Genomic DNA, 21,544 nt, shown 5'->3' with positions numbered 1-21,544 from the left:
TTACAAAATATGTTAACTATTTTATACATAATAATCCGAAAAATTAAATAATTCAAGTTTTATACATATGCAAGTTTCATACTGTCGAATAAACAAAAAGAACTTGCAATACCTATCGCAAGTTCTTTACTATAAAACTACATTTTAAATGACTTCTTTATTAACAACATAAACCAAACTAAAGTACCTGCCATCAGCGAATGAGAAAACCCAACAATATAAGTTAATCCATTAAAGTCCGCTCCATTTAACTGAAGAAGCCCTCTTGCGGCCAATGAACCTAACATTAAAATTAATGCGATATTATGTACAACAAACCACTTATTAAAACTTTTCGCTTCATGAAACGCGAATACTTTTGCTAATCCTAAAGCAATTAAAAAGAAGAAAAAGCCAAGTACAAGTGTATGTGTATGCAATAAATTTAACAAAGTAGAACCTAAAATCCCCTTATACTTTCCATACTCCCTGGCGAAAATTCCTGATAATAAACCGATAATCAAATACGTAAACGATGCATTATATAATTTCTTCATTATGTACCTCCTTGAGTAGAATGTGTAGTGTGTCATATTTAGTAATAATGATAGTTATATAGTAAAAACTCCTAGTCACCTAGGAGTCATTGTATAAGCATCTCACTCTTTACAATCAATTTTAATTATAGGATATCCCTTTATACAAAACAAACGAACTTTATGTGAACAAGCAGGTCTATTTTAAAATATGTTGCGATTTCGTATTACACACTCCATACTAATTATTATAAATGTTAAAGGTGGTGCAATAGCTTGATAGTTCTTGAAACTGAACGACTCGTTCTTCGCTGGTTTCATATAAAAGACGCTCCATTTATTCTTGAATTAGTAAACGATCCTGCCTGGATTCAGTTTATTGGTGATAAAAGGATTAAAAACTTAGAAGATGCAAAAAAATATATCTTAAACGGACCAGTTGATATGTATAATAAAATGGGATTTGGTCTTTACTTAGTTGAACGAAAAGAAGATTTCACTCCACTTGGTATGTGCGGACTTATTAAAAGAGATTCATTAGAAGATGTCGATATCGGTTTTGCCTTTTTAGAGAAATTCCGTTCGAAGGGGTATGGCTTTGAATCAGCTTCTGCTGTAATCGACTACGGTGTACAAAAGCTCGCGCTGAAACGAATTGTAGCAATTACTACTATTGATAACATCAATTCAGGAAATCTTTTAGAAAAAGTAGGATTTCAGTTCGAAGAGATAATTTCAGACTCTGGAGAAAACTTAAAGTTATTTGGGTATAACATATAATAAATTGTCAGAGTTCACTTTTAATCTAATCAAAAAATATTTCTTACATATACATTCCTAAAAGTTATTATGATTAAAATACTCATCTGTTTTTTCACATTATAACCACACTAATTTAAATCACAATTCTAATTTAAATTAGTGTATTTATTCTTACAAACACTCTATTTTGTTCTTAAAGTTGTCAAAACTCTTATGTAGCTACATGAAAAGTTTATGCTAATATATTAATAAGAAACTATGCGTTCCCTTAACCCTGTATCCGGCCCTGTATTTTTTACAGGGCCTTTTGTTTATTTAATTTACTTATCACGTGCTTATATACACATTAAAAGTCATTTCAAATGTAATAAACGATAAATAATAAAATGACTTTAGACAGTATGACCTGCACCTTTAATACGATCCCTTCAAATTTCTTGACGAGAAGACAAGTCATGAAAAAGGAATCACTTAAGAACAAGATAACAGCTTGAGTAATGATACATCTTAATGCAAAATATTTTGGACACCTAACTGCTAGTTAACTAAAAAAGAAGTTCTACTTAATATAGGTAGAACTTCTTTTCCCTTTACTTCACAAGTACATAGTTCTCACTTATTCCCTGCTTAAAAACTTGAGAAACTCATCTTCATTTACAGGTTTACTGTAATAATAGCCTTGAATTAAATAGCATGCATTTTGTTGTAACACTGTTAATTGTTTCTTCGTTTCTACTCCTTCCGCAATCACTTTCATATTTAAAGTATGAGCTAGCGAAATAATAGTTTGTATAATTTCATCTCCATCATTCGAAGTTCCAATCCTATTCACAAATTCTCTTGGAATTTTCAAAGTATCAATTGGATATAAAGGTAGATATGCTAATGAAGAATATCCTGTACCAAAATCATCAATTGATAAATGTACACCATATGATTTTAATGCTTTTAACTTCAATAAAGTTTCTTTTTCATCTACCATGGCAATTCGCTCTGTTAATTCCAAATCAATCAAATTAGCTGGTACTCTTATTTCTTCTATGGTAGATATAATCGTTTGAACAAAATCTTTCTGTTCAAACTCTATAGCTGATAAATTTATCCCCATTTTTAGATTTGTATAACCTGCAGAATGCCATTCTTTCAGTTGTGAACACGCTTGCTGTAGCGTCCATTTCCCAATTGTAATAATCTGTGATGTTTCTTCCGCGATAGGTATAAACTCAAAAGGTGAAATTAGCCCCAGCTCTGGATGTTGCCAACGTATTAATGCCTCTGCACCAATAACCTTTCCTGCCTTACTATCAACTTGTGGTTGGTACAATAAAAACAACTCATTATTTTCAATTGCATTCGGTAAATCTTGCTCTAATTGTAATCGTCTTGTTATTTTTAGAGATAATGTCTCGTCGTATATACAAACAGCATTGCTACCTTCTTCCTTTGCGCTATACATAGCGATATCAGCATGTTGTAAAAGTGTTGTGGCATTTGTTCCTCCAAATGGATACAACGCTATTCCTATACTAAGGGATAAATAAAAGCTGTGTTGATTTATTACAAATGGTTCTTCAGTTATACGAAATAATATTTCGCACAAATCTAATAGCTGTTGCTCTGTTTTGTTATGGACAATGATTGCAAACTCATCTCCCCCTATTCTTGCTAAAGGAATAGCTGGTGACAGACATGTCCTAAAACGTTTGGCAACTTCTTTTAAAACACTGTCACCAATTGCATGCCCCAGTGTATCATTAATGGTCTTAAAGCGGTTTAAATCTATATACAGAAGTCCAAACTTATCCTGTGTTTTTTGTACACGCTCAATAGATCTGTCTAATTCTTGTTGGAAGAATATTCGATTTCCAATCCCCGTCACTGTATCATGAAATGCTAGATAGTTTATCTCATCCTGTTGTTGCTTCATCCTCGTTATGTCTTTTACCATTATATAACTCCCAAAAGTTTGTCCTTCTATCATGATAGGAACAATAGTAACGTACCAAAAATGTATATCCTTCTCATTATTATTTTTCACACGTAACTGTAACGCAGACGAACTACATCGTTTCCCCATCTTTAGAGCTGCTTCCAATTCAGGTTTATCTTCATCTAAAAAAATAGAAAAGCACTCTTTTCCTATTAATGCTGCACTGTCTTTTCCTAATAACATACTTCCAGACTGGTTTATATTTAATACGGTACCATTTGAATCAATTGTTAATATAGGATCTGGATGGTACTCATATAAAGACTTAAACCTCTCTTGATTTTTCACCAAATCATTAGATTTTTTTATTAAATCTGCTGTTCTTTTAGATACTTTTTGCTCTAATTGATTATTAAACACTTTTAATGTTTCGGTTAAATCTTTGTTTTGCATTCGTACAATTGTATGACGAATCAGTACAAATACAAAGGCAATACAATTTCCCGTAATCAGTGTAGAGGAAGAAGTTTGCTCTTTGAAAGTAAAACCAATTAAAATTGCAACTGAAAGATAAGGAAATATGACAAGAAGTTTCTTTCCAAATGTCGGATTAATAATAAAGTAATCTCTTCTAGAAGATGTACTCCTTGGAATAGTAGCAGCAATGGCAATAAATAATAGAAAAACTCTATACAAACACCTTAATAATATAAGTGAACGATGTGATAAATCATCTTGTAAATAGAAATATAAATAGTCCGTAATAGACAAGCCAGTTAATACTAAGATAAAAATAAATAATTTACTTTTCGCATTAAAAATTGCTGGTCGAAAAATAAGGCTAACTCCTAGTAATAGAAGCAATAGATCTATAATTGGGAAAATAAATGAAAGAAAAACATCTCCAATTGATAAGAATAAGATATTTGCAGAAGGTTTATTAAATAGGTACCATTCTAAGGTAAAAATAGCAGTAACAACAATACATAAATCACAAATTAAATACGCTTTTTCCCACTTGTTACATTCCATAATGATTTTATAAAAGAACGCAAGGAGAAAGAAGAATAAGAAAAACAACAAAAATACATCAGAGATATTAAAATTTTCTATTGGTAATTCTACATTAAGTACTTGAAAAGCAGATATAAAATTCCCTATCAAGAAACACCCTATTGCAATAGTAATACAAACCCAAAAGACTCCTAGTTTAATTTTTCTTGATACCATAGAGTAAAGTAATGAGATAAATACAGTAGTTTCAACAACTAAGGATGATAGTCGTATATTAAAATCTGATACAAAATAATGATTCGGAAAAACAAATAAAAATATAAAACAAAAGCTTAAATAAGCTAGTAGAGCTAATATCAATACATAAAATTGCACATGTGAATGTTTACGCAACGGACTCACCTTCTTAATTTTTTCTAGATTTTTATTAAAAATGACCTGATGCTGCACTGCTCGTATTCATCAAAATGAACTTACTTATTATTCCATATTATGAACTTTTTATAGGATTTCTTTCTACATACCACAGCCTGATTTACTTTCTGCAGATACTTCTTCTTTTTTAACTAAGCATTCCAAAAAGAATACGATGGAAAATGTTATTTTTCGGTATTTACTCATCGTAAATTTGAATAATAAAACTTAGCTGTTCTTTGAATATGAGATAGAATCTAAACTTCCATAGCAACATAGTTATTCGCTTATTGTCACACTTAGAAAGAAGGGTAATATACTATCATTAATTTAGAAATTCGAATTAAATGACCGAACTTAATGTAACTATTATAGTTACATTAAAGGGTGCTGTCAATTTCAAATACCTCCCCTTTTAATGGACAAAAGACGTGACATTTTGAACAAAAATAAGATGTTTATAAGAAAGATGTAATGTTATATCGACCTAACCAAAGAAATATAAATGATCTATCATTAAGTGAAGATGATATTGCATCTCCCCAAAAAGAATGTTACTCTAAAAATAGAATGATGAAAGGAATGATGGATGAATAATGATTAACTAATTTATATTTTAAGTTGAATTTTATAACTTCAAACTACAAAATATAGGGTTAGTCTATCCATTTTTATAATTCATTTCATACTTTATTTGTCCTGATTCAAATGATTAATAAGTACTTACTTAAGCGACAGACTAATCCTTCCGGTTAAAAATCGGGGGATTTTTTTATTCCCTTTTATGTAAGTTAAAATTTATTAATCGCTAAATTTACCTAACAAATAAAGGAGCGAAAAAAATGGCTAATTCAGATACTATTGTTACACATGTAATGCTCTATATAAGTCGTTAATATCCATCAAACTTATATAGAGAAATTAAAAAATGGATGGATGTTCCGACTTTATATGAAACGTTTCGATATATAAAGGAGGAATTATTATGTCAATGATAAAAGTTCAAGACTTAACTTTTTCATACCCAGGTAGCTTTGATAATATTTTTGAAGGTGTAAACTTTCAAATAGATACGGATTGGAAACTAGGATTTATCGGTAGAAACGGACGAGGTAAAACGACATTCTTTAATTTATTATTAGGAAATTACGAGTATAGTGGAAAAATCCTTGCTTCTGTAGAATTCAATTACTTCCCCTACCCTGTTGCAGATAAGAACAAATTCACTCATGAAATCCTTGAAGAAATTTGTCCCCAAGCAGAAGATTGGGAATTTCTACGTGAAATATCCTATTTAAATGTTGATGCCGAGGTCATGTACAGACCGTTTAAAACTTTATCAAATGGAGAACAAACAAAGGTGTTGCTTGCTGCACTGTTTTTAAATGAGGGCCAATTCCTATTAATTGACGAACCAACAAACCACCTAGACACGGATGCACGAAAAATAGTCTCTGATTATCTAAGGAAGAAAAAAGGGTTTATTTTAATTTCACATGACAGAATCTTTTTAGATGGATGCGTTGACCATATCTTATCTATAAATAGAGCAAATATTGAAGTTCAAAGCGGGAACTATTCTTCTTGGAAATTAAATTTTGATAGACAGCAAGAGCACGAAGAGGCTACAAATGATCGTCTACAAAAAGACATAGGAAGATTAAAACAGTCTTCCAAGCGTTCAGCAAATTGGTCTCATGATGTAGAAGCTTCAAAAAATGGAACAAGGAATTCAGGTTCTAAGTTGGATAAGGGATTTGTAGGACATAAAGCAGCCAAGATGATGAAAAGGGCAAAAAACCTAGAATCAAGGCAACAAAAAGCTATTGAAGAAAAGTCAAAATTACTAAAAAATGTGGAGAAAACTGAGTCATTAAAATTAGAAGCATTGAAGTTCAAGTCAAATGAATTAGTTACTTTGGCTGACGTGTCTGTTACGTACGATGACCAAGTCGTGAATGAGCCAATTAACTTCGTAGTTGAACAAGGTGACCGAATTGTGCTTGATGGCAAGAATGGGAGCGGGAAAAGCAGTATCCTAAAACTAATTCTAGGGTATCCGATACAGCATACAGGTTTAGTTACATTAGGTACAGGACTCACCATTTCCTATGTTCAACAAGATACTTCTCATTTGAAAGGATCGCTATCAAATTTTATTGAAGAAAACAAGATTGATGAGACATTATTTAAATCCATCCTACGAAAGATGGATTTTGACCGAATTCAATTTGAAAAAGATATATTTCATTATTCTGGTGGACAAAAGAAAAAACTGCTTATCGCTAAAAGTTTATGTGAAAAAGCCCATATGTATATATGGGATGAACCATTAAACTTTATAGATATTTATTCACGTATGCAAATTGAAGAGCTAATTCAACAATTTAATCCCACAATGATTATTGTTGAGCATGATAAGGCATTTCAACAAACCGTTGCAACGAAAACTATATCTATGTAACTCCACTCGAATTATTAATAAATCAAGCCATTAGTCTATAAAGTATTTGAATGAAGTGTCCAAAAAAGCCTAATTTCTCTACAATCCTTTGAGAAATTAGGCTTTTTAACAGGAAAATTAGGATTCATAAACAATGACTAATTTACATATTAGGCTTATCTGTTAAAGCAGAAATAATTCTGCTCACCAAATCTTCTGGCATCCATTCGTAATTTGTATCATTCGATTCATTTGGTCCTAAAGAATCAATGAACTTTTTAAACTTTGGAAATAAAACAATAGAAGTGATCCAATGTATCGTATGATTTATAGAGAAGAAATGAAATACTCCTTGTTTCTCCCCCTCCTGCAATATTTCTTTTAACTGTTCAAAACTACCTACAAAATACGGTTTAATCTTTTCTAATCTTGCACTTTCCTTAATAATCTCCTCATATGCCAATGTGCCAATTTCAGGATTTTCTTTTATATGTGTAATAAAGACTGTTAAATATTCTTTTAGAGCATTAATAGGATTAAATTGATTCTTCTCAAGAAAATTAGGTAACTCATTAGCAAGACCATATTTCTTAAACACCTCATAATATAGGTTTTCTTTCCCATTAAAATAGTAAGAAGCCATAGCAACATTCACTTTCGCTTCTTTTGCAATTTCTTGTATGCTCGTACCTTCATAACCACGCTCTCCAAATTTTTTCTTAGCAGCCTTCAAAATATTTTCCATCGTCTGCTCTCGAGATTTCCCCATTTCACACACCTCAAATAATATATATTTCACTTCAAAAATCCACTAAGGACTTTGAATAGAGTATCTTTTTAATGAAGTTTAATTATATATTTAAAGTAATAACTTAACAACCGATGAAGACTTGCTTACTTTAAACTATTCTCCACACAACATACTCCTCAAAAAGAAACATCTCCTGAACATCGCCTACCCTATGTCATCATACAAAGAATTCATTTAAAAATGAAATAAAAATAAACACCATACTTAAAATAATATCCCCCTGCATGGCATGAATAGCTTTCAAATACCTCACGCTCTTTTCTAATTGCGTATAAGAATGAAAAAAATAATAAGGGCCAGAGTTTATCTATCTTTACAGATAAACTCTGGCCCTTTCATTTGCAATTCATTTACTGATTAGATTTGTTTAATCTCAATATAAGGTCCTTTGATGTTTAATTTGTTAATGTCATTCGAAATATTACCTACAGTTGTTTTTTCATTAAACGTATAGATCTTTTCACCATTCACAAAGATACCCCAATTTTTATCCTCGTAACTAATACCATAACCAGCATTGCTAGATGTCGCTTTGAGCTGATTTCCATTCATTGAAAAAGATAATTTCCCTTTGCCTTTGTTAAGTTGGTTATTCACATTGTTGATACTACTCATTTGTTCTTCAAGGGCTTTTTGGTTATCAAGAGTAACTTGATGGTTTTTCCAGTCTAACTTATAGTTGTTTGTAAAGAACTCATTATATGTATCTTTATTATTTGTTCCCCACCATTTCGAACTTACCCATTCGATATTGTACTGATCTGATATTCTACGATTTGTTATTTTTAAATCAGATGTAGATTCTGTTTTATCTGCAGTAATAACTGCTACTACATTAGGAGAAAAACCATATCCTGTTAAAGCTGGTACTGTATCTTTTGATACAAAATTATTCGTTCCTTCATTATAACTACGTGATTTCATAAATAGTTGATTACCGTAGAAAGTATTAAATGAATCACGATTATAAATTCCCCACTCCGGGTAATTAAATGATTGGAATCCTACTTTCCAATTTAATTTTTTATCTGTGTGAGTCTCTAATACCGTTTTATAGTCTACTTGATCATAAGATACACTTTCTTTCCAAGCAAAGCTACCTGTAATACTTGCATCAGCATTTGGGCCTTTATCATTTACCCCAACTTTAACACTTCCGCCAAGTGTATACCCTACTTCAGAAGTAACCTTTGCTGAAGTCATTGTATTAACTGGGGCAGCTTTATGGAATTGAGCGCTATCACCACTTGTTATTTCTGCTTCAGTATGATAAGCCGATGGCCATTTTAAACCTGCGTTATAGAATCCGCCATTAATTGTATATTTAGCATCTATATTACTACCATCTGTTGTAACAATTGCGATTTTTTTATCTGCATAAGGATCCTCAATAAAAGAAACCTTTATTGAATTTTTGATATTCTGCTTCATGTCATAAGTAGTTTTAAAACTATTATAGACTTTTCCACCATTTTGAAGATTTTCTACATTTCCTTTAGAATCTGCAAATGCAGATGTTGCTTGTGCACCAAGTGATCCAGACATAATAACGGACGCTACCGCAACACTTTTAGCTATTCCTTTTGCTTTTTTCATACAGACATCCACTCCTTCTTAAACATTTAAAAGGTATAAACATATTACTTTTAGCTCTCAATACTAGAGATAGGTTCATAACTTTACAATGTAGAAATTTATTAATCTTTATGACAATAACTATCAACACTTGTTTTTCTAATTTCCATCTCTTTTTTTACTGATAACTATTATCAATATTATTAAAACACATAATAACGATTTAAACAACAATTTTAAATACACATTTAAAATTGTTGTTTAAAAAAATGCAAAAAAATTATAGAATTCTTTATTTCGAGAATTACTATATTTTCATTTACTTATTGCAACCTATATTCAGATACATTATTCCCTTTCCATTCATAATAATCTAAAATCCCCTCATAAATGGCTTCTGCTGCAACCTGCCTTCCGTTTTCTGTAGATAACTTACTGTAATCAATACCATTATCTATAAAAGCGAGTTCCGTTAACACAGCTGGCATTTCATTTTCTCTTATAACATGAAGATCTCCATGTTTAACGCCTCTATCACGTGTTTGAAGAGCGTCTACTAATCGGGTTTGAATTTTTTCAGCTAAAACACGACTTTCTTCCACATGAGGATTTGTTTTTTCAGATTTAGAAGATTTATAGTAGTATGTTTCTGTCCCTTTTGCATTACCATTATAAGCATTTGCATGAACACTTATAAAGATATCCCCCTGATTTTGTTTAGCAAATTTAACACGTTCCTGTAAAGAGCTTTTTTGATCATGTCCAGGTCTAGTATCAGATTCACGAGTTAGTAAAACTGTAAATGGTGTATGTTTTTCAAGCAATTGTTGTAGACGTAAAGAAGTGTCAAGTACAATCTTACTTTCAGGTAATCCCTTTGTGTCTTTTCCAGGATCTGCGCCACCATGTCCGGGATCAATAATTATTGTCTTATTTTCTAAAGGATTACTTTGACTATATTGAAGCATATCTGTTTTTGCGGCTAGTTGTGCAGCTTCAGCGCGTGTTATGAACCTATTTGGTTGCCAACCATTATCTGTACCAACTGAAATTTTTAAATCAATTAAAGTATTTGCGAACTTTTCACCCCAATGTCCCTTTAAATCTTCAAATTTACTTTGTCCATTGCTAGTGTTTTTATTTTGTAGTTTATATGCATTTACTAGCATAGTAGCCATAGCAGCACGAGTAACTTTTCCAGAAGGATTAAATATTCCATTTCCTTCACCTTTAATTATTCCTGCCTTTTCAGCTGCGGCGATATAAGGGGTTCCCCAGTGGTTTTGTGAATCTTTAAAAGATGGTTTTGCATTTAAATCAATGTGTATACCAAGAGCCCTTGTCATAATGGTTGCTGCAGAAGCTCTATCTAGTGTATCACTTGAACCAAAAGTTCCATCTGGATAACCACTCAATACTTGTTTATCAACTAAATAAGTAACGGATTTGTCAGCCCATGCAGGAACATCTGGAAATTTGTGAGTATCTGCAAAAATACTAGTAGAATAAGATAGTAAACTTCCAGCAAGAATTCCTGTAGCAATTAATTTGTTCTTCAAAATTTAGCACCTCTAAAAAATTATTACAAGTCGGTAAATTATGTAAAATATAGTTAATCTTTAAATAATATGAATTCGAATAAAGTATAGATTAAGTTGGCGTCATCACTATTATAAGATAAAGAATCTAGTATAGAATTATCATTCCGAAAAGAACCCTTCGACATACACTTATAGATTGAGACTATTTCATATATTCACCAACATTGTGTAACTAGTATAGTTACTTATATATACGAGTGTCAATTAAAACAATCTTACATTTTTGTAAGGTAACAAAATTAATAATATATCAAGTAATTATTAAACAATGTAAATAATTATCTTTTATTTTAAGAAAAAGCACACTCCTTCTAAATTATCATTGATGCCTCTTTCAATTCCTAATGTCCATCTTAAAAAGAGCACTTTTGAAAAGTGCTCTTTTTAAGAATTATGAAGCTACAAACCTAGAATTCCTACAATCCGGCGAGCCTTAACATTATCAATATAATAATGCATCTCTAATCCTCGTCTTTCTACACGGAGCACAGTTCCCCTTAATTTTGATAGATGCTGTGAAACAGTGGATTGTGGGAGTCCTAATATTTCTGTCAACTGTGTAACATTACACAGTTTATGGTGCATTAATTCATTTACAATTTTTAATCGAACGGGATGTGCCATTACCTTTAATACATCTACATCTTCCTCTCGGATTTTAGCTAGATCTCTATTAGATATTAATGTTGTCATTTCGCATTCCCCTTTATTATTAATTTCTATTTTCCAATTATCCTTATAAGTAGTACTTATAGATATTTACCATTTGTCCTGTTGAGAAAATGTATTCTCGTTCTTAAACAAAAAAAGACACCAATCCAATAAACAGCTTTTACTGTTCCAATGAATTGATGCCCTCTAATTTTCAGCCAAACTATATTTTGTTTTAAAAGGATTATTTTATAGTCTATTACATGATTTTGAATGAGACTTAACATTCTTTGTTACTTAAATAGTAATACTTTTCTCCCTTGTTTAAGTACAAATCAAAATCTTGATTCCCCTTACACATATTGTAAAATCCAAAAGAAATGTTTCTTCATTTTATCTTATACAGACAGCATATATTATGTATTTCTCAACACCAATAAACGTAGCTAGCTCCCCTATAATGGTCTCTCTAGCTGGTAACTGTCATACCTTTTTAAAAAATCACTGTCTTTAATAACAGATCCTTTTAACTTTCCTCAATTAAAATATCCTTTTTATTTCATTTTCTGTTTAACCTCAATGCTATGTAAACTTCTTTTAATCTATTAATCTCCTACTAGACTTCTCCATGTAGAGATAAAGGAGACTTCTCGTTCAAATAATGAATTATGCAATATTTCATTTGATAATCGTTTTCATTGTAACTATAATAGTTACAGGATTACTATTAATCCAAATACTCTACGTGGAGGTTTTATTATGTTTAAAAAAATTATTGTATCTTCTATGACGCTTACTATGTTGGGTGGGGCTGCAACTATGCTAGAAACACCTACTGCTCAAGCAGCTTCTTATAACTCAACATCAGCTTCTTACTTTGATGTCACTCCCGAAGAAGCTGCTGCTTTTTATCAATCTCAGGACTATAAAAAATTAAAAGACTTTATGGATGACTTTGAAGCTAGAAACCCTTATGTTCCTGGTGGAGGCTATGCTCAAGGTAGTATCCGTATGCAAAAATTCAATGATGCCCTTAGAGCTGCTAAATTAACAAATGTATACCAAGAATTTATTAGAATTTCGTACTACAATCATTATCCAGAACCAAAATAATCAAAACAAATAAAATGCTTATTACTTTAACTTAGCCTAATTTTAAATGTATAGCCTAAAGCTAGAAAAATATCAAAATGTATTTATAAATTGTTGAAAACAATTCTCTTCTGTTTAATAGTAAAAAGCAAGCACCCTCTCGTAATTACATAAGGTGCTCGTTTTTATTTTTATGTGTAATTCTCGATTTAATATAGTTACTTTCTAGTAAGTAAAAACTAAATTAACTTATAAACAAGGCTTTTTAAATTTAATTTATAGATCTTACTGCAACTTGGAATTGTCCCTTAGAACCATCATCATTTGAAACGTAAATTTTATATGTTCCAATTGGTAATGGAGATAAAGCATTCCGTACATTTGTAACATTAATTTTTTGTTCTCCAGGTTTTATATAACCACCAACAATTAGCTCCATATTTGGACCTTTCACACTATATCCCATTGTATTTTGGCCATTATTTTTCATAAAGAAGCTTAAATTTTCACTCCCATTATATACAAAAGAAGTTACAGCCTCTCCACTATAATCCATTGTTTGAGTTAATAATAAGTCTACAGGAACATGTTCGACTATATTAATTGTATCATTCGTTTTGTGTATTTCTTCAGCATAAGTATTATTTCCTAACACACCAAGTGTTAATGCTGAAATTACTCCACAACTAAGCACTAGTTTATTTAACTTCATTTTAAGTTCCCCCTTGATGTTTGTAATCTATTACCATCATACATTCTTTTTCAGGTGCGTTTTTATGTAATAATTCATATCTTTAAACCTATATATTTTAACTTTACACCTTAATAGTTACTGAAAAACTCACATTGATAAAGCTACAGTATTATGATTCATAAAAAACATGTAAATTTCAAAATCTTTTTAACGAGAATTCATACAATTAAGTACCAAGCACTCAAATAAATAGCGTTTCCATTTTAGATAAAATATACTAATGAAAAATTTTGAAATTTACACTTTATAATTTGGTATATTCCATGTTAATATAACGAAGGCTACAAATAGAATCCACAAAATATATTTTTTCATAGAATATTCATACTTAAAATCCTATTATTTTATTAGTAACTCAATCCTAGTTTTCCTTATACAAAAGTCAATTTCTAGTTTCATATGTATAAATATCTAAGTAGATTTTTTTATCTATTATTTTTCCTAACGTCCTTATCAATTCTAATAAAGCGAAACTTTAATCAGTGGGGTTTTATTCATCCCCCACTGATTATTAGTTGAACCAATCGGGCTTTTATGGGCAGTTGATCCCCTACCTAACTTCTTTGCTTCCGCTGAATTTTGAGGTGGGGGTCTTACTGCCCGTTAATGCGGGATAAAAGTAATATTATAGTACTTTTTCAAGCGCTCTTCCTTTTTTAGATAGAAAGTCTACTGATAACTAAACATCTAAGTTTAACTCATACATAATCCAATATACAAACTATCGGAGATGCAAACCTATGGGAATATCTACTCTTTTATTAAATACCTTTATAATAATAATTTGTATCCTTAGCTACCACGTATTTTGGCTAGAATTTAAAGAAAAAAAAACATGTAATAATATATTGATTTCTATCCTTTCCTCCATTGCTATTATTTTTTGCATGACTTTTCCTTTTCATTTACATGCTGGATTTATTTATGATTTACGTTTTATTCCTATCATATTAGTTTTTCTATATGGAAATACAAAAAACATTGTTTTTATAGGAATTTTATATCTTTCTTATCGATTTTTCTTAGGCGGAAATGGAGTTCTTCCATCATTTATTATCTTTACTATTATTTCTGTTATAACAATGCTCTTTCGTTACTTATTACCAATGTATGTTAAAGAAAAAAAGATATTATTAAGCTTGCTTCTTATTTTAGTATGTACAACTTCACTTTCTATCTGCGGTATTGTAACTCAAATAAATACAGGTGGTAAAATTGACTCTACTCTCATAGAATTTTTATTAAATTATATAATCATTAATATATTTACAGTATTATTATCAGTGTATTTAATAGAGGGAATGATTGAGAAGTATAAAATGAAAGAAAAGCTACAACGGGCTGAAAAATTTTATATAGCTAGCGAACTAGCCGCGTCCATTGCACACGAAATCCACAATCCACTAACCACAGTACATGGATTCACTCAATTGTTAAATGAAAAACATGCCTCTAAGCTACCTCAGAATCAGTACTTAGAAATCATGTTAATTGAAATGCAACATATACAATCTACTATTAATAACTATTTATCTTTAACAAAACCACAGAACACCCTAAAAGAGAAAATAGATATTAATCATATTTTAAATCAAGTGAAAGACACTATTTCACCACTCGCTCTATCATACAAAGTTGAAATAATACAAAATAGTACAAATTCCTTTTATATAAATGGAGACCCCGAAAAATTCAGGATCTGTCTAAACAACATCATACAAAACGGAATTGAGGCCATGATAAATGGTGGAGTATTACAAATAAATATACAGAAAATTAAAGGTAATATTATAATCGATATTATTGATTCAGGGGTTGGAATGTCCTCTCAACAAATAAAGCGGATTGCTTTACCATTCTATTCAACAACAGAAAAAGGAACTGGGCTTGGTACTATGATTGCTTATAGTATTATTAAAGAATTAAACGGTGATATAGAAATAGAGAGTAAATTAGGCCAAGGTACACGATTTTCCATTAGTATCCCTTGCTAATATGACGGAATTATTCAAATAATTATTTTTTCTATTTAACTTATAAAATAAATTTCAAAAATGCCGCTACTTAACTCATTAATCATCTTGATTTCGTGAATAAATTAAACGTAATAAGGACCAGACTATATCTGTTTTTACGGATATAGCCTAGTCCTTTAATTAAATCAAATATACTTAAATTTTATTACTTTGCTCACATCTCTATGAAATCATAATTCATCGATTGTATCTCATTTACTGATTAGGTCTACTTAACTTCAAGATAAGATCTCTTGATACTTGATTTCTTAATATCATTAGATACATTACCTACAGTTATTCTTTTATTTAAAATATTAACTTTTTACTATTCATAAAGATACCAATTTTTATCTTCATAACTGATATTGTAACCTGCATTACTTGATATAGGCTTAAATTCATTTCCATTTATTGAAAGACAATTTCTCTTTTGCTATTTCACTTCTACCGTATAATTCCCTGTTCCCCCGCCATACTGATACACATGTAAATAATATTTTCCTGGATACGTATAGTAACTTCCTACTAACTTATTCCCTTCTTGCTGAGCATACGTAACATAATTATTTAAATCCGCTTCTGAATAAAGAACCCAGTTTACTCCGATATTATTTTCCTTCGTTACATTAATTTGTAGGTTTTTCGCAGTTTCCACATTTATTTCAAAGTAATCACTCGTATCACCATTTCCTAAACTAGCACGTAAAACTTGATTTAATTGCAGCTTATTTGCTGTTTGGAATGAATTATTTGGCTCTTTTTCTACACTGTTATCTTCTTTCTTTTGAACCGTTACATTCGTTGTAACAGTATTCGTTAATCCTTTGTCGTCTGTTACTGTCAATTTTGCCGTGTACGTTCCTTCTTTTGTATACACGTGAGTTGGATTTTGTTCATTGCTTACAGTACCATCACCAAACTCCCATTTATAAGCAACAATTTTTCCATCTTCATCTTTTGATCCATCGCTTTTAAACGAAATTGTTTCATTTAAAATTCCGTTATATGGACCATTTATAACCGCAACTGGTGCTTTATTCACAACACCTTCTTCTGTATTCATACCATGGAATACAACATCATATTCAAATTGTCCTGATGCATTCACACGATAATTTACAAAGTAAGCTGTTACTGTTTTATAGCCTGTCCATTCTTTTGCACTTAAACGTTTTAACGTATCATTTACGTTTTGTGTAATTGTTTTCCAGTCTTCATATTCCCCTTTTGCAGTAGTACCTGTATACGTTCCTTGCAGTGTAAATGTATTAAAGAACTGTGATTTATTTTTCTTAACTGATACATTACTTAATTTTGCTTCTGCTGTAATTTCTGCCGCAATATCTGAAACTGGTTTTGGTGCGTGAGTTGCTAAATAATCATCTGATACTAATGGAACATTATATTTCTCTCGGTTATCGACTAGCATTTGCATATAGTCTTGATACTCTTTATTTAAATTCGCATCTTTACTTAATGCAGAGCGGTATGCATCATATGCTGTTACATCATTTTTTCTAATAAGATCATGAACTTTGTCAAACATATCATATCTCTTATTGTACATATACGATTGTAAAGCGAATGAATAATTATAGAAATCCCACGTTCCATACTTTGCATTTAACGTTCGCTCTGCCGTATAACGTTCTGCTGGATTTGAAGATATTCCTCCTATAATGCTCTTTCTCGGTACAACATTATCCGTTCTCGTTGCCCCCGCAAAAAACTCCGCATTCCCTTCTTCAAACCAAGATAATCTCTCATTCTCATACATCTTACCTTGTCCCCAAAGCCCTGGTACTTCATATCTACCTTGTAAGTAATGAGTAAACTCATGTCGGAACAATTCTTCTAAACTATAAATACTTTCTTCTGGCGTACGTTCATAAGTAAAGAACGTACCTGTTCCTTCTATATAAAGGCCACCGTTATTCGTTTCATATCCGTACAATTGACGATTAAATTGATATTCAGCTGGACTATTATAAATAACCATCGTTAATACATCATCAGGATTTCCTTTTTCTAAAGGTTGATCACTTTCAACTGTACGATGGAATTGTGCCTTTACTTCTTTTGCCGCCCAATATAAACGTTTTACTTTTTCTTCTGTCACTTTATCTCCAGCCTTTAAAACAATTGCCCCATCATCAAACGTATACGTTTTCGGCAAATACTTTTTCTTCCCGTCTTCTCGTATTTGATCTAAATTCACAACATTTCCATTTGCATCTTTCCCGCCATAGTTCGTCGCAATTTGCTCAGCCGCTACGAAATATTGCTCTCCTAAATACGGATACATTTTCATTGCGTCCGTTACAACTTGCAATCCTTTCGTTCCTGTACTATGGAACGTACCAAGTCTACCTGTATAATAAATACCATTATTAATTAACCAACCATTCTTCTCTGTCACCGTTCCAATTAAAGCAAAACGACTTAATTCATTAATATAGCTATCAATTTTTTGGTACCATACTGTATCTTTCGGCGCTTTTCTCGTATCGTACAAATACGATTGAATGTCGTAATCAACACCTTGCATAATATCGTAAATCGCATTTCCAGCTGAAAGATTGTCTACCAATGTAGAAAAATTATCGTTATATTGTTTAAAAATCTTTGCAGCTGATGTTATCGTTTCCACATCACTCGAAGCATTTCCTATTAATTTTCCGTATGATGATACTACTCTATTTTGTTCTAACGTACCGAGTTTGAAATTCGGGTTATTCGCAATCGTTTTTAATGCAGGTAAGCATTTATCATGATAGCTCCGCTCATTTAGTTTACTTAATTCTGTATGATAAAATCCTAAATAAAACCCTGAGCGTAATACCTCTACTAAAGTCTCAATCCCTTTAGAATCATCCTTCGTATAAGCTTGTCCTTGCTGCTTCAATTTATCAATAATTGCCTGCATCCTACTATCATTTTGATAGAATGCAAGGCTATCCTTATTAAATTGAAATAGACCCGTAATTTGCTCCCAATCAATTGTTACGAGTAGATCTACTAATTGCTGATTGTTTAATTGATTTAATTCAGCAATTGTATAAGTTTTCGCTGCAGCTAATTGCTTACTTTCTTTTTTTACTTCAGGTGGCCTTTGCGACAAATCAGCAAATTGTAGCCTTTTCTCAAAAGACTTATTTTCAAGCACTTTTGATGAATGAGCTAATTCTTGCATTGGCAGTTGTACACCAACTGGCTCCATTTTGAGCACATTCCGATAAGAAACTTGCTCTCCCTTTTTACTTTCTGCCAATGTGCTCCCTTGAAAACTCCCTAACATTAAACTAGCAAAACATACCCCTACTAACACTTTTTTTGAATAGCCTTTCATGCTCTCCCCTACCTTACATTTTTTAGTGTCCCGCACCATTATTTTACTATTCTTACTTTTTATTCTGTATTGAGAAAAAATAAGGGAACGTTCACATATGTATCCATACCGCGCAAAATTAACACTTGACTTTATGTGAATTTTATATCAAAAAAGATAGATAATAGCGAAATTCCTGCTATATCTATCCTCGTTTTCAACGCTATGATTTTAACTTTATAAACGTAACTTCCGGTAATGCTTGCATATGCTGAATAAATTCATTCTTTTCTTCTGACGATATATTTTTCAGTTGCATCCCTACCTTATAAACTATTTCTGTACCTCGCTGCAAAGCTTCCACTTCATATGACAGTATTGGAATACCTTTCACTTGTAGCGTTTCTACTATTTGTTGTACCGCCTCATGTTTATTTATACACATTTGCACTGTTATATTTTGTGGAAATAAAAATTGCACCTTAAAAATACGACTCACAATCTCTAAACCAATTAAAACTAGAATCGTCGCTCCAATGCCTACTACATACATGCCAGCCCCAATTGCTAATCCAATTCCTGCTGTAGCCCATAAACCAGCCGCTGTCGTTAATCCTTTCACTGCCTGTTTTTGAATAATAATTGTACCTGCACCTAAAAACCCTACTCCACTTACAACTTGTGCTGCAATACGGCTCGGATCAAGAGCCATATGTTCCTCATTCATAATATCTGAAAAAGCATATTTCGAAACGACCATTATTAATGCACTTCCTACCGCTACTAGGAAATGTGTTTTTAATCCCGCTTCTTTTGATCGAATTTCCCTTTCAATACCGATTATTGCTCCTAACAAACCCGCAACACCGATTCGTATAATCAAATCAAAATTTACACTCACGAGCCCTTCCCCCTTTCATTCATTATAGATAGATAAAACAAAAATTATCACACACATCCTTTTATCGATATGAAGGAATCTTGCTAAAATACACTTAATACTCCGACCGTTTTATGTTAATATTTTAAATATTAACATAAAATAAATAACTTCTAATTTTAAAACTCCACTAATTTTCTAAAAAAACAAAGGTGGATTACATGAGATGAGGTTGAGAAAGTTAAGAAAACGCTTACATTTTATACTGTATTTTTTTATACATACTAAATAAATAAAGGAGCTTACTAACGATGAACGTCTCTTTACTTACACCTACTATCGATTTACAAGAAGAATACTTAGATTTTTATAACGAATGGAAAGATAGCGGTGAAACGATGATTCCGTGGGTTATTTCAAAGGACCCTTCTAACTTTCCGGCTATGATTCAAGAATTGCTCGATGCGCATAACGGAATAAACCTCCCTGAATCTTGGGTACCAGACTCTACGTATTGGCTCGTTACAGATGAAAATAAAATTGTAGGAGCTGTTAATATACGTCATAGTTTAACCGAGCATTTATTTAACGCTGGAGGTCATATCGGTTATGGCATTCGCCCTTCTGAAAGAAGAAAAGGTTATGCTACGAAGTTATTAGAATTATCGCTAGAAAAAACGAAGGAATTAAACATTACGAAAGCACTTGTCGTTTGCGACGAAGTGAATACAGCTTCAAAAAAAACAATTTTACATAACGGCGGGCTTCGTGATGATGATTTCATTGAGGAAGATGGAAATGTAGTAAGAAGATTTTGGATTGAGCTATGAAGAAGTCATCCGATGAAAATAATCTTGTTATAGAGAAATATAGTAGAAGTAATGAGCTAAAAGTAAAACAACTTATTGATTTATACAATGAAGACTCTTATCTATTTAACTTATTACGAGATAATAAAACAAAATGTGTGTATATTGCCTACTATAAAAAAGATGTAGTAGGCGTCTTTTTCACGTGGAACAGTAACTTCCATCCATACTGCACATACTTTCGAATGTATACAAATCCGTTCTATTCAGAGGTACACATTGAACAATTTTTATTAAACGAGATTCAAAAACGAGAAAACTTCAAACTACCATTACAAACCTCTATATGGGGAACATCGGCTCATTTAAAAGCCTATTATGAAGAACATAATTTTATGGAAATCCGAAGAACATATATGCCGATATTAGAAGTACGCAAAATCATAGCTATCGATACAAAGCTTCATTCAAATTATGTTGTACAAAGCTTATCAATCATCCTATCCAATAATAGCTCCTTTGAAAAGCTAGCTCACTTAGTAAAAACGAATTATGAGGATACTCACTTAGCAAATCCCGTTGCCTCATACCCGCTCGAAACTTGGAAAGAACAGATTTTAACTGATGATGTGTTACTAGATGGGAGCTTTGTAATGATAGATGAAGACAATAAAATTATTGCGTACTCTTTCCTCCATACATCAGAAAAGGATAATACGGTAGAACTAGGATGGTGTGGGACTCACACTACAGAAAATTTATCCTTACTGAAACTTCTCGTTTTCAAACAAGCTATGTATACAAGTAAACACGGTTATTCTTTCATTCAAGGTGAATTCGATTCAACGAGTATATACGCAATGGAGATATTAAAATCTTTTCCTTTCAATCCTTGTGCTACTTGGATTACGTACCAAAAAGAAGTCGGAAAGTGATTATACACCTTC

Annotated in this window: 15 protein-coding genes and 1 pseudogene; 6 read left to right on the top strand and 10 right to left on the bottom strand. The window is 31.6% G+C overall.

The features are described 5' to 3' along the window. Nucleotides 1–137: 137 nt before the first annotated feature. Nucleotides 138–536, bottom strand: a complete 399-nt coding sequence (locus ACSG5Z_RS15015) for a DUF2871 family protein (RefSeq protein WP_435711661.1) — start codon at nt 534–536, stop codon at nt 138–140. A 255-nt stretch (nt 537–791) separates the two neighbouring features. On the opposite strand from ACSG5Z_RS15015, the gene ACSG5Z_RS15010 reads away from it, so the two are divergent. Continuing rightward, nucleotides 792–1,295, top strand: coding sequence for a GNAT family N-acetyltransferase (locus tag ACSG5Z_RS15010; protein ID WP_087984039.1), 504 nt, complete (start codon nt 792–794; stop codon nt 1,293–1,295). A 598-nt stretch (nt 1,296–1,893) separates the two neighbouring features. Here the strand turns inward: ACSG5Z_RS15010 and ACSG5Z_RS15005 are convergent. Further along, entirely contained in the window at nt 1,894–4,614 is a 2,721-nt protein-coding gene (locus ACSG5Z_RS15005) for a sensor domain-containing protein (protein ID WP_141542807.1), read from the bottom strand. Between the two features lie 1,006 nt (nt 4,615–5,620). On the opposite strand from ACSG5Z_RS15005, the gene ACSG5Z_RS15000 reads away from it, so the two are divergent. Continuing rightward, nucleotides 5,621–7,099 carry an Lsa family ABC-F type ribosomal protection protein gene (locus ACSG5Z_RS15000; protein ID WP_166703200.1) on the top strand — a complete coding sequence of 493 codons (1,479 nt, stop codon included), beginning with the start codon at nt 5,621–5,623 and terminating at the stop codon, nt 7,097–7,099. Nucleotides 7,100–7,241: 142 nt separating this feature from the next. On the opposite strand, the gene hlyIIR is transcribed toward ACSG5Z_RS15000, so the two are convergent. The 4 genes from hlyIIR to ACSG5Z_RS14980 form a co-directional block, all read right to left on the bottom strand. After that, nucleotides 7,242–7,847, bottom strand: a complete 606-nt coding sequence (hlyIIR, locus tag ACSG5Z_RS14995; RefSeq protein WP_087984037.1) for a hemolysin II regulator HlyIIR — start codon at nt 7,845–7,847, stop codon at nt 7,242–7,244. A gap of 399 nt (nt 7,848–8,246) precedes the next feature. Beyond that, nucleotides 8,247–9,485, bottom strand: a complete 1,239-nt coding sequence (hlyII, locus tag ACSG5Z_RS14990) for a hemolysin II HlyII (protein WP_435711660.1) — start codon at nt 9,483–9,485, stop codon at nt 8,247–8,249. Between the two features lie 302 nt (nt 9,486–9,787). Then, complete coding sequence (locus tag ACSG5Z_RS14985; protein WP_435711659.1) at nt 9,788–11,023, bottom strand: N-acetylmuramoyl-L-alanine amidase; 1,236 nt, start codon at nt 11,021–11,023, stop codon at nt 9,788–9,790. A gap of 441 nt (nt 11,024–11,464) precedes the next feature. Continuing rightward, complete coding sequence (locus tag ACSG5Z_RS14980) at nt 11,465–11,758, bottom strand: ArsR/SmtB family transcription factor (protein ID WP_046954619.1); 294 nt, start codon at nt 11,756–11,758, stop codon at nt 11,465–11,467. 717 nt (nt 11,759–12,475) lie between these two features. Here ACSG5Z_RS14980 and ACSG5Z_RS14975 point away from each other — a divergent pair. Then, on the top strand, nt 12,476–12,829 hold the full coding sequence (locus ACSG5Z_RS14975; protein ID WP_435711658.1) for a hypothetical protein: 354 nt from the start codon (nt 12,476–12,478) through the stop codon (nt 12,827–12,829). A 250-nt stretch (nt 12,830–13,079) separates the two neighbouring features. Here the strand turns inward: ACSG5Z_RS14975 and ACSG5Z_RS14970 are convergent, their stop codons facing one another. Continuing rightward, on the bottom strand, nt 13,080–13,520 hold the full coding sequence (locus ACSG5Z_RS14970; protein WP_262749825.1) for a hypothetical protein: 441 nt from the start codon (nt 13,518–13,520) through the stop codon (nt 13,080–13,082). A 782-nt stretch (nt 13,521–14,302) separates the two neighbouring features. Here ACSG5Z_RS14970 and ACSG5Z_RS14965 point away from each other — a divergent pair. Further along, complete coding sequence (locus tag ACSG5Z_RS14965; protein WP_088064140.1) at nt 14,303–15,556, top strand: ATP-binding protein; 1,254 nt, start codon at nt 14,303–14,305, stop codon at nt 15,554–15,556. Nucleotides 15,557–15,806: 250 nt separating this feature from the next. On the opposite strand, the pseudogene ACSG5Z_RS14960 reads toward ACSG5Z_RS14965, so the two are convergent. The 3 genes and pseudogenes from ACSG5Z_RS14960 to ACSG5Z_RS14950 form a co-directional block, all read right to left on the bottom strand. Further along, nucleotides 15,807–15,995: pseudogene (locus ACSG5Z_RS14960) on the bottom strand (beta-channel forming cytolysin); the annotation flags it as partial. Between the two features lie 18 nt (nt 15,996–16,013). Beyond that, nucleotides 16,014–18,929 (bottom strand): collagenase ColA, encoded by a 2,916-nt coding sequence (gene colA, locus ACSG5Z_RS14955; RefSeq protein WP_435711657.1) that lies wholly within the window; start codon nt 18,927–18,929, stop codon nt 16,014–16,016. A gap of 202 nt (nt 18,930–19,131) precedes the next feature. Then, complete coding sequence (locus tag ACSG5Z_RS14950; protein WP_088064142.1) at nt 19,132–19,809, bottom strand: MgtC/SapB family protein; 678 nt, start codon at nt 19,807–19,809, stop codon at nt 19,132–19,134. Nucleotides 19,810–20,099: 290 nt separating this feature from the next. Here ACSG5Z_RS14950 and ACSG5Z_RS14945 point away from each other — a divergent pair, with 290 nt between their 5' ends. Together ACSG5Z_RS14945 and ACSG5Z_RS14940 are read left to right on the top strand one after the other, a co-directional pair. Next, nucleotides 20,100–20,618, top strand: coding sequence for a GNAT family N-acetyltransferase (locus ACSG5Z_RS14945; RefSeq protein ID WP_435711656.1), 519 nt, complete (start codon nt 20,100–20,102; stop codon nt 20,616–20,618). Beyond that, nucleotides 20,615–21,532, top strand: a complete 918-nt coding sequence (locus ACSG5Z_RS14940; protein ID WP_087984028.1) for a GNAT family acetyltransferase — start codon at nt 20,615–20,617, stop codon at nt 21,530–21,532. Before ACSG5Z_RS14945 ends, ACSG5Z_RS14940 begins: the two co-directional genes overlap by 4 nt. Nucleotides 21,533–21,544: the final 12 nt, after the last annotated feature.

This window comes from Bacillus pretiosus (assembly GCF_051294775.1).
GTDB classification, from domain to species: domain Bacteria; phylum Bacillota; class Bacilli; order Bacillales; family Bacillaceae_G; genus Bacillus_A; species Bacillus_A wiedmannii.
Note: the sequence above shows the minus strand (reverse complement) of the source record. Positions and strands in the feature narration are given on the sequence as shown.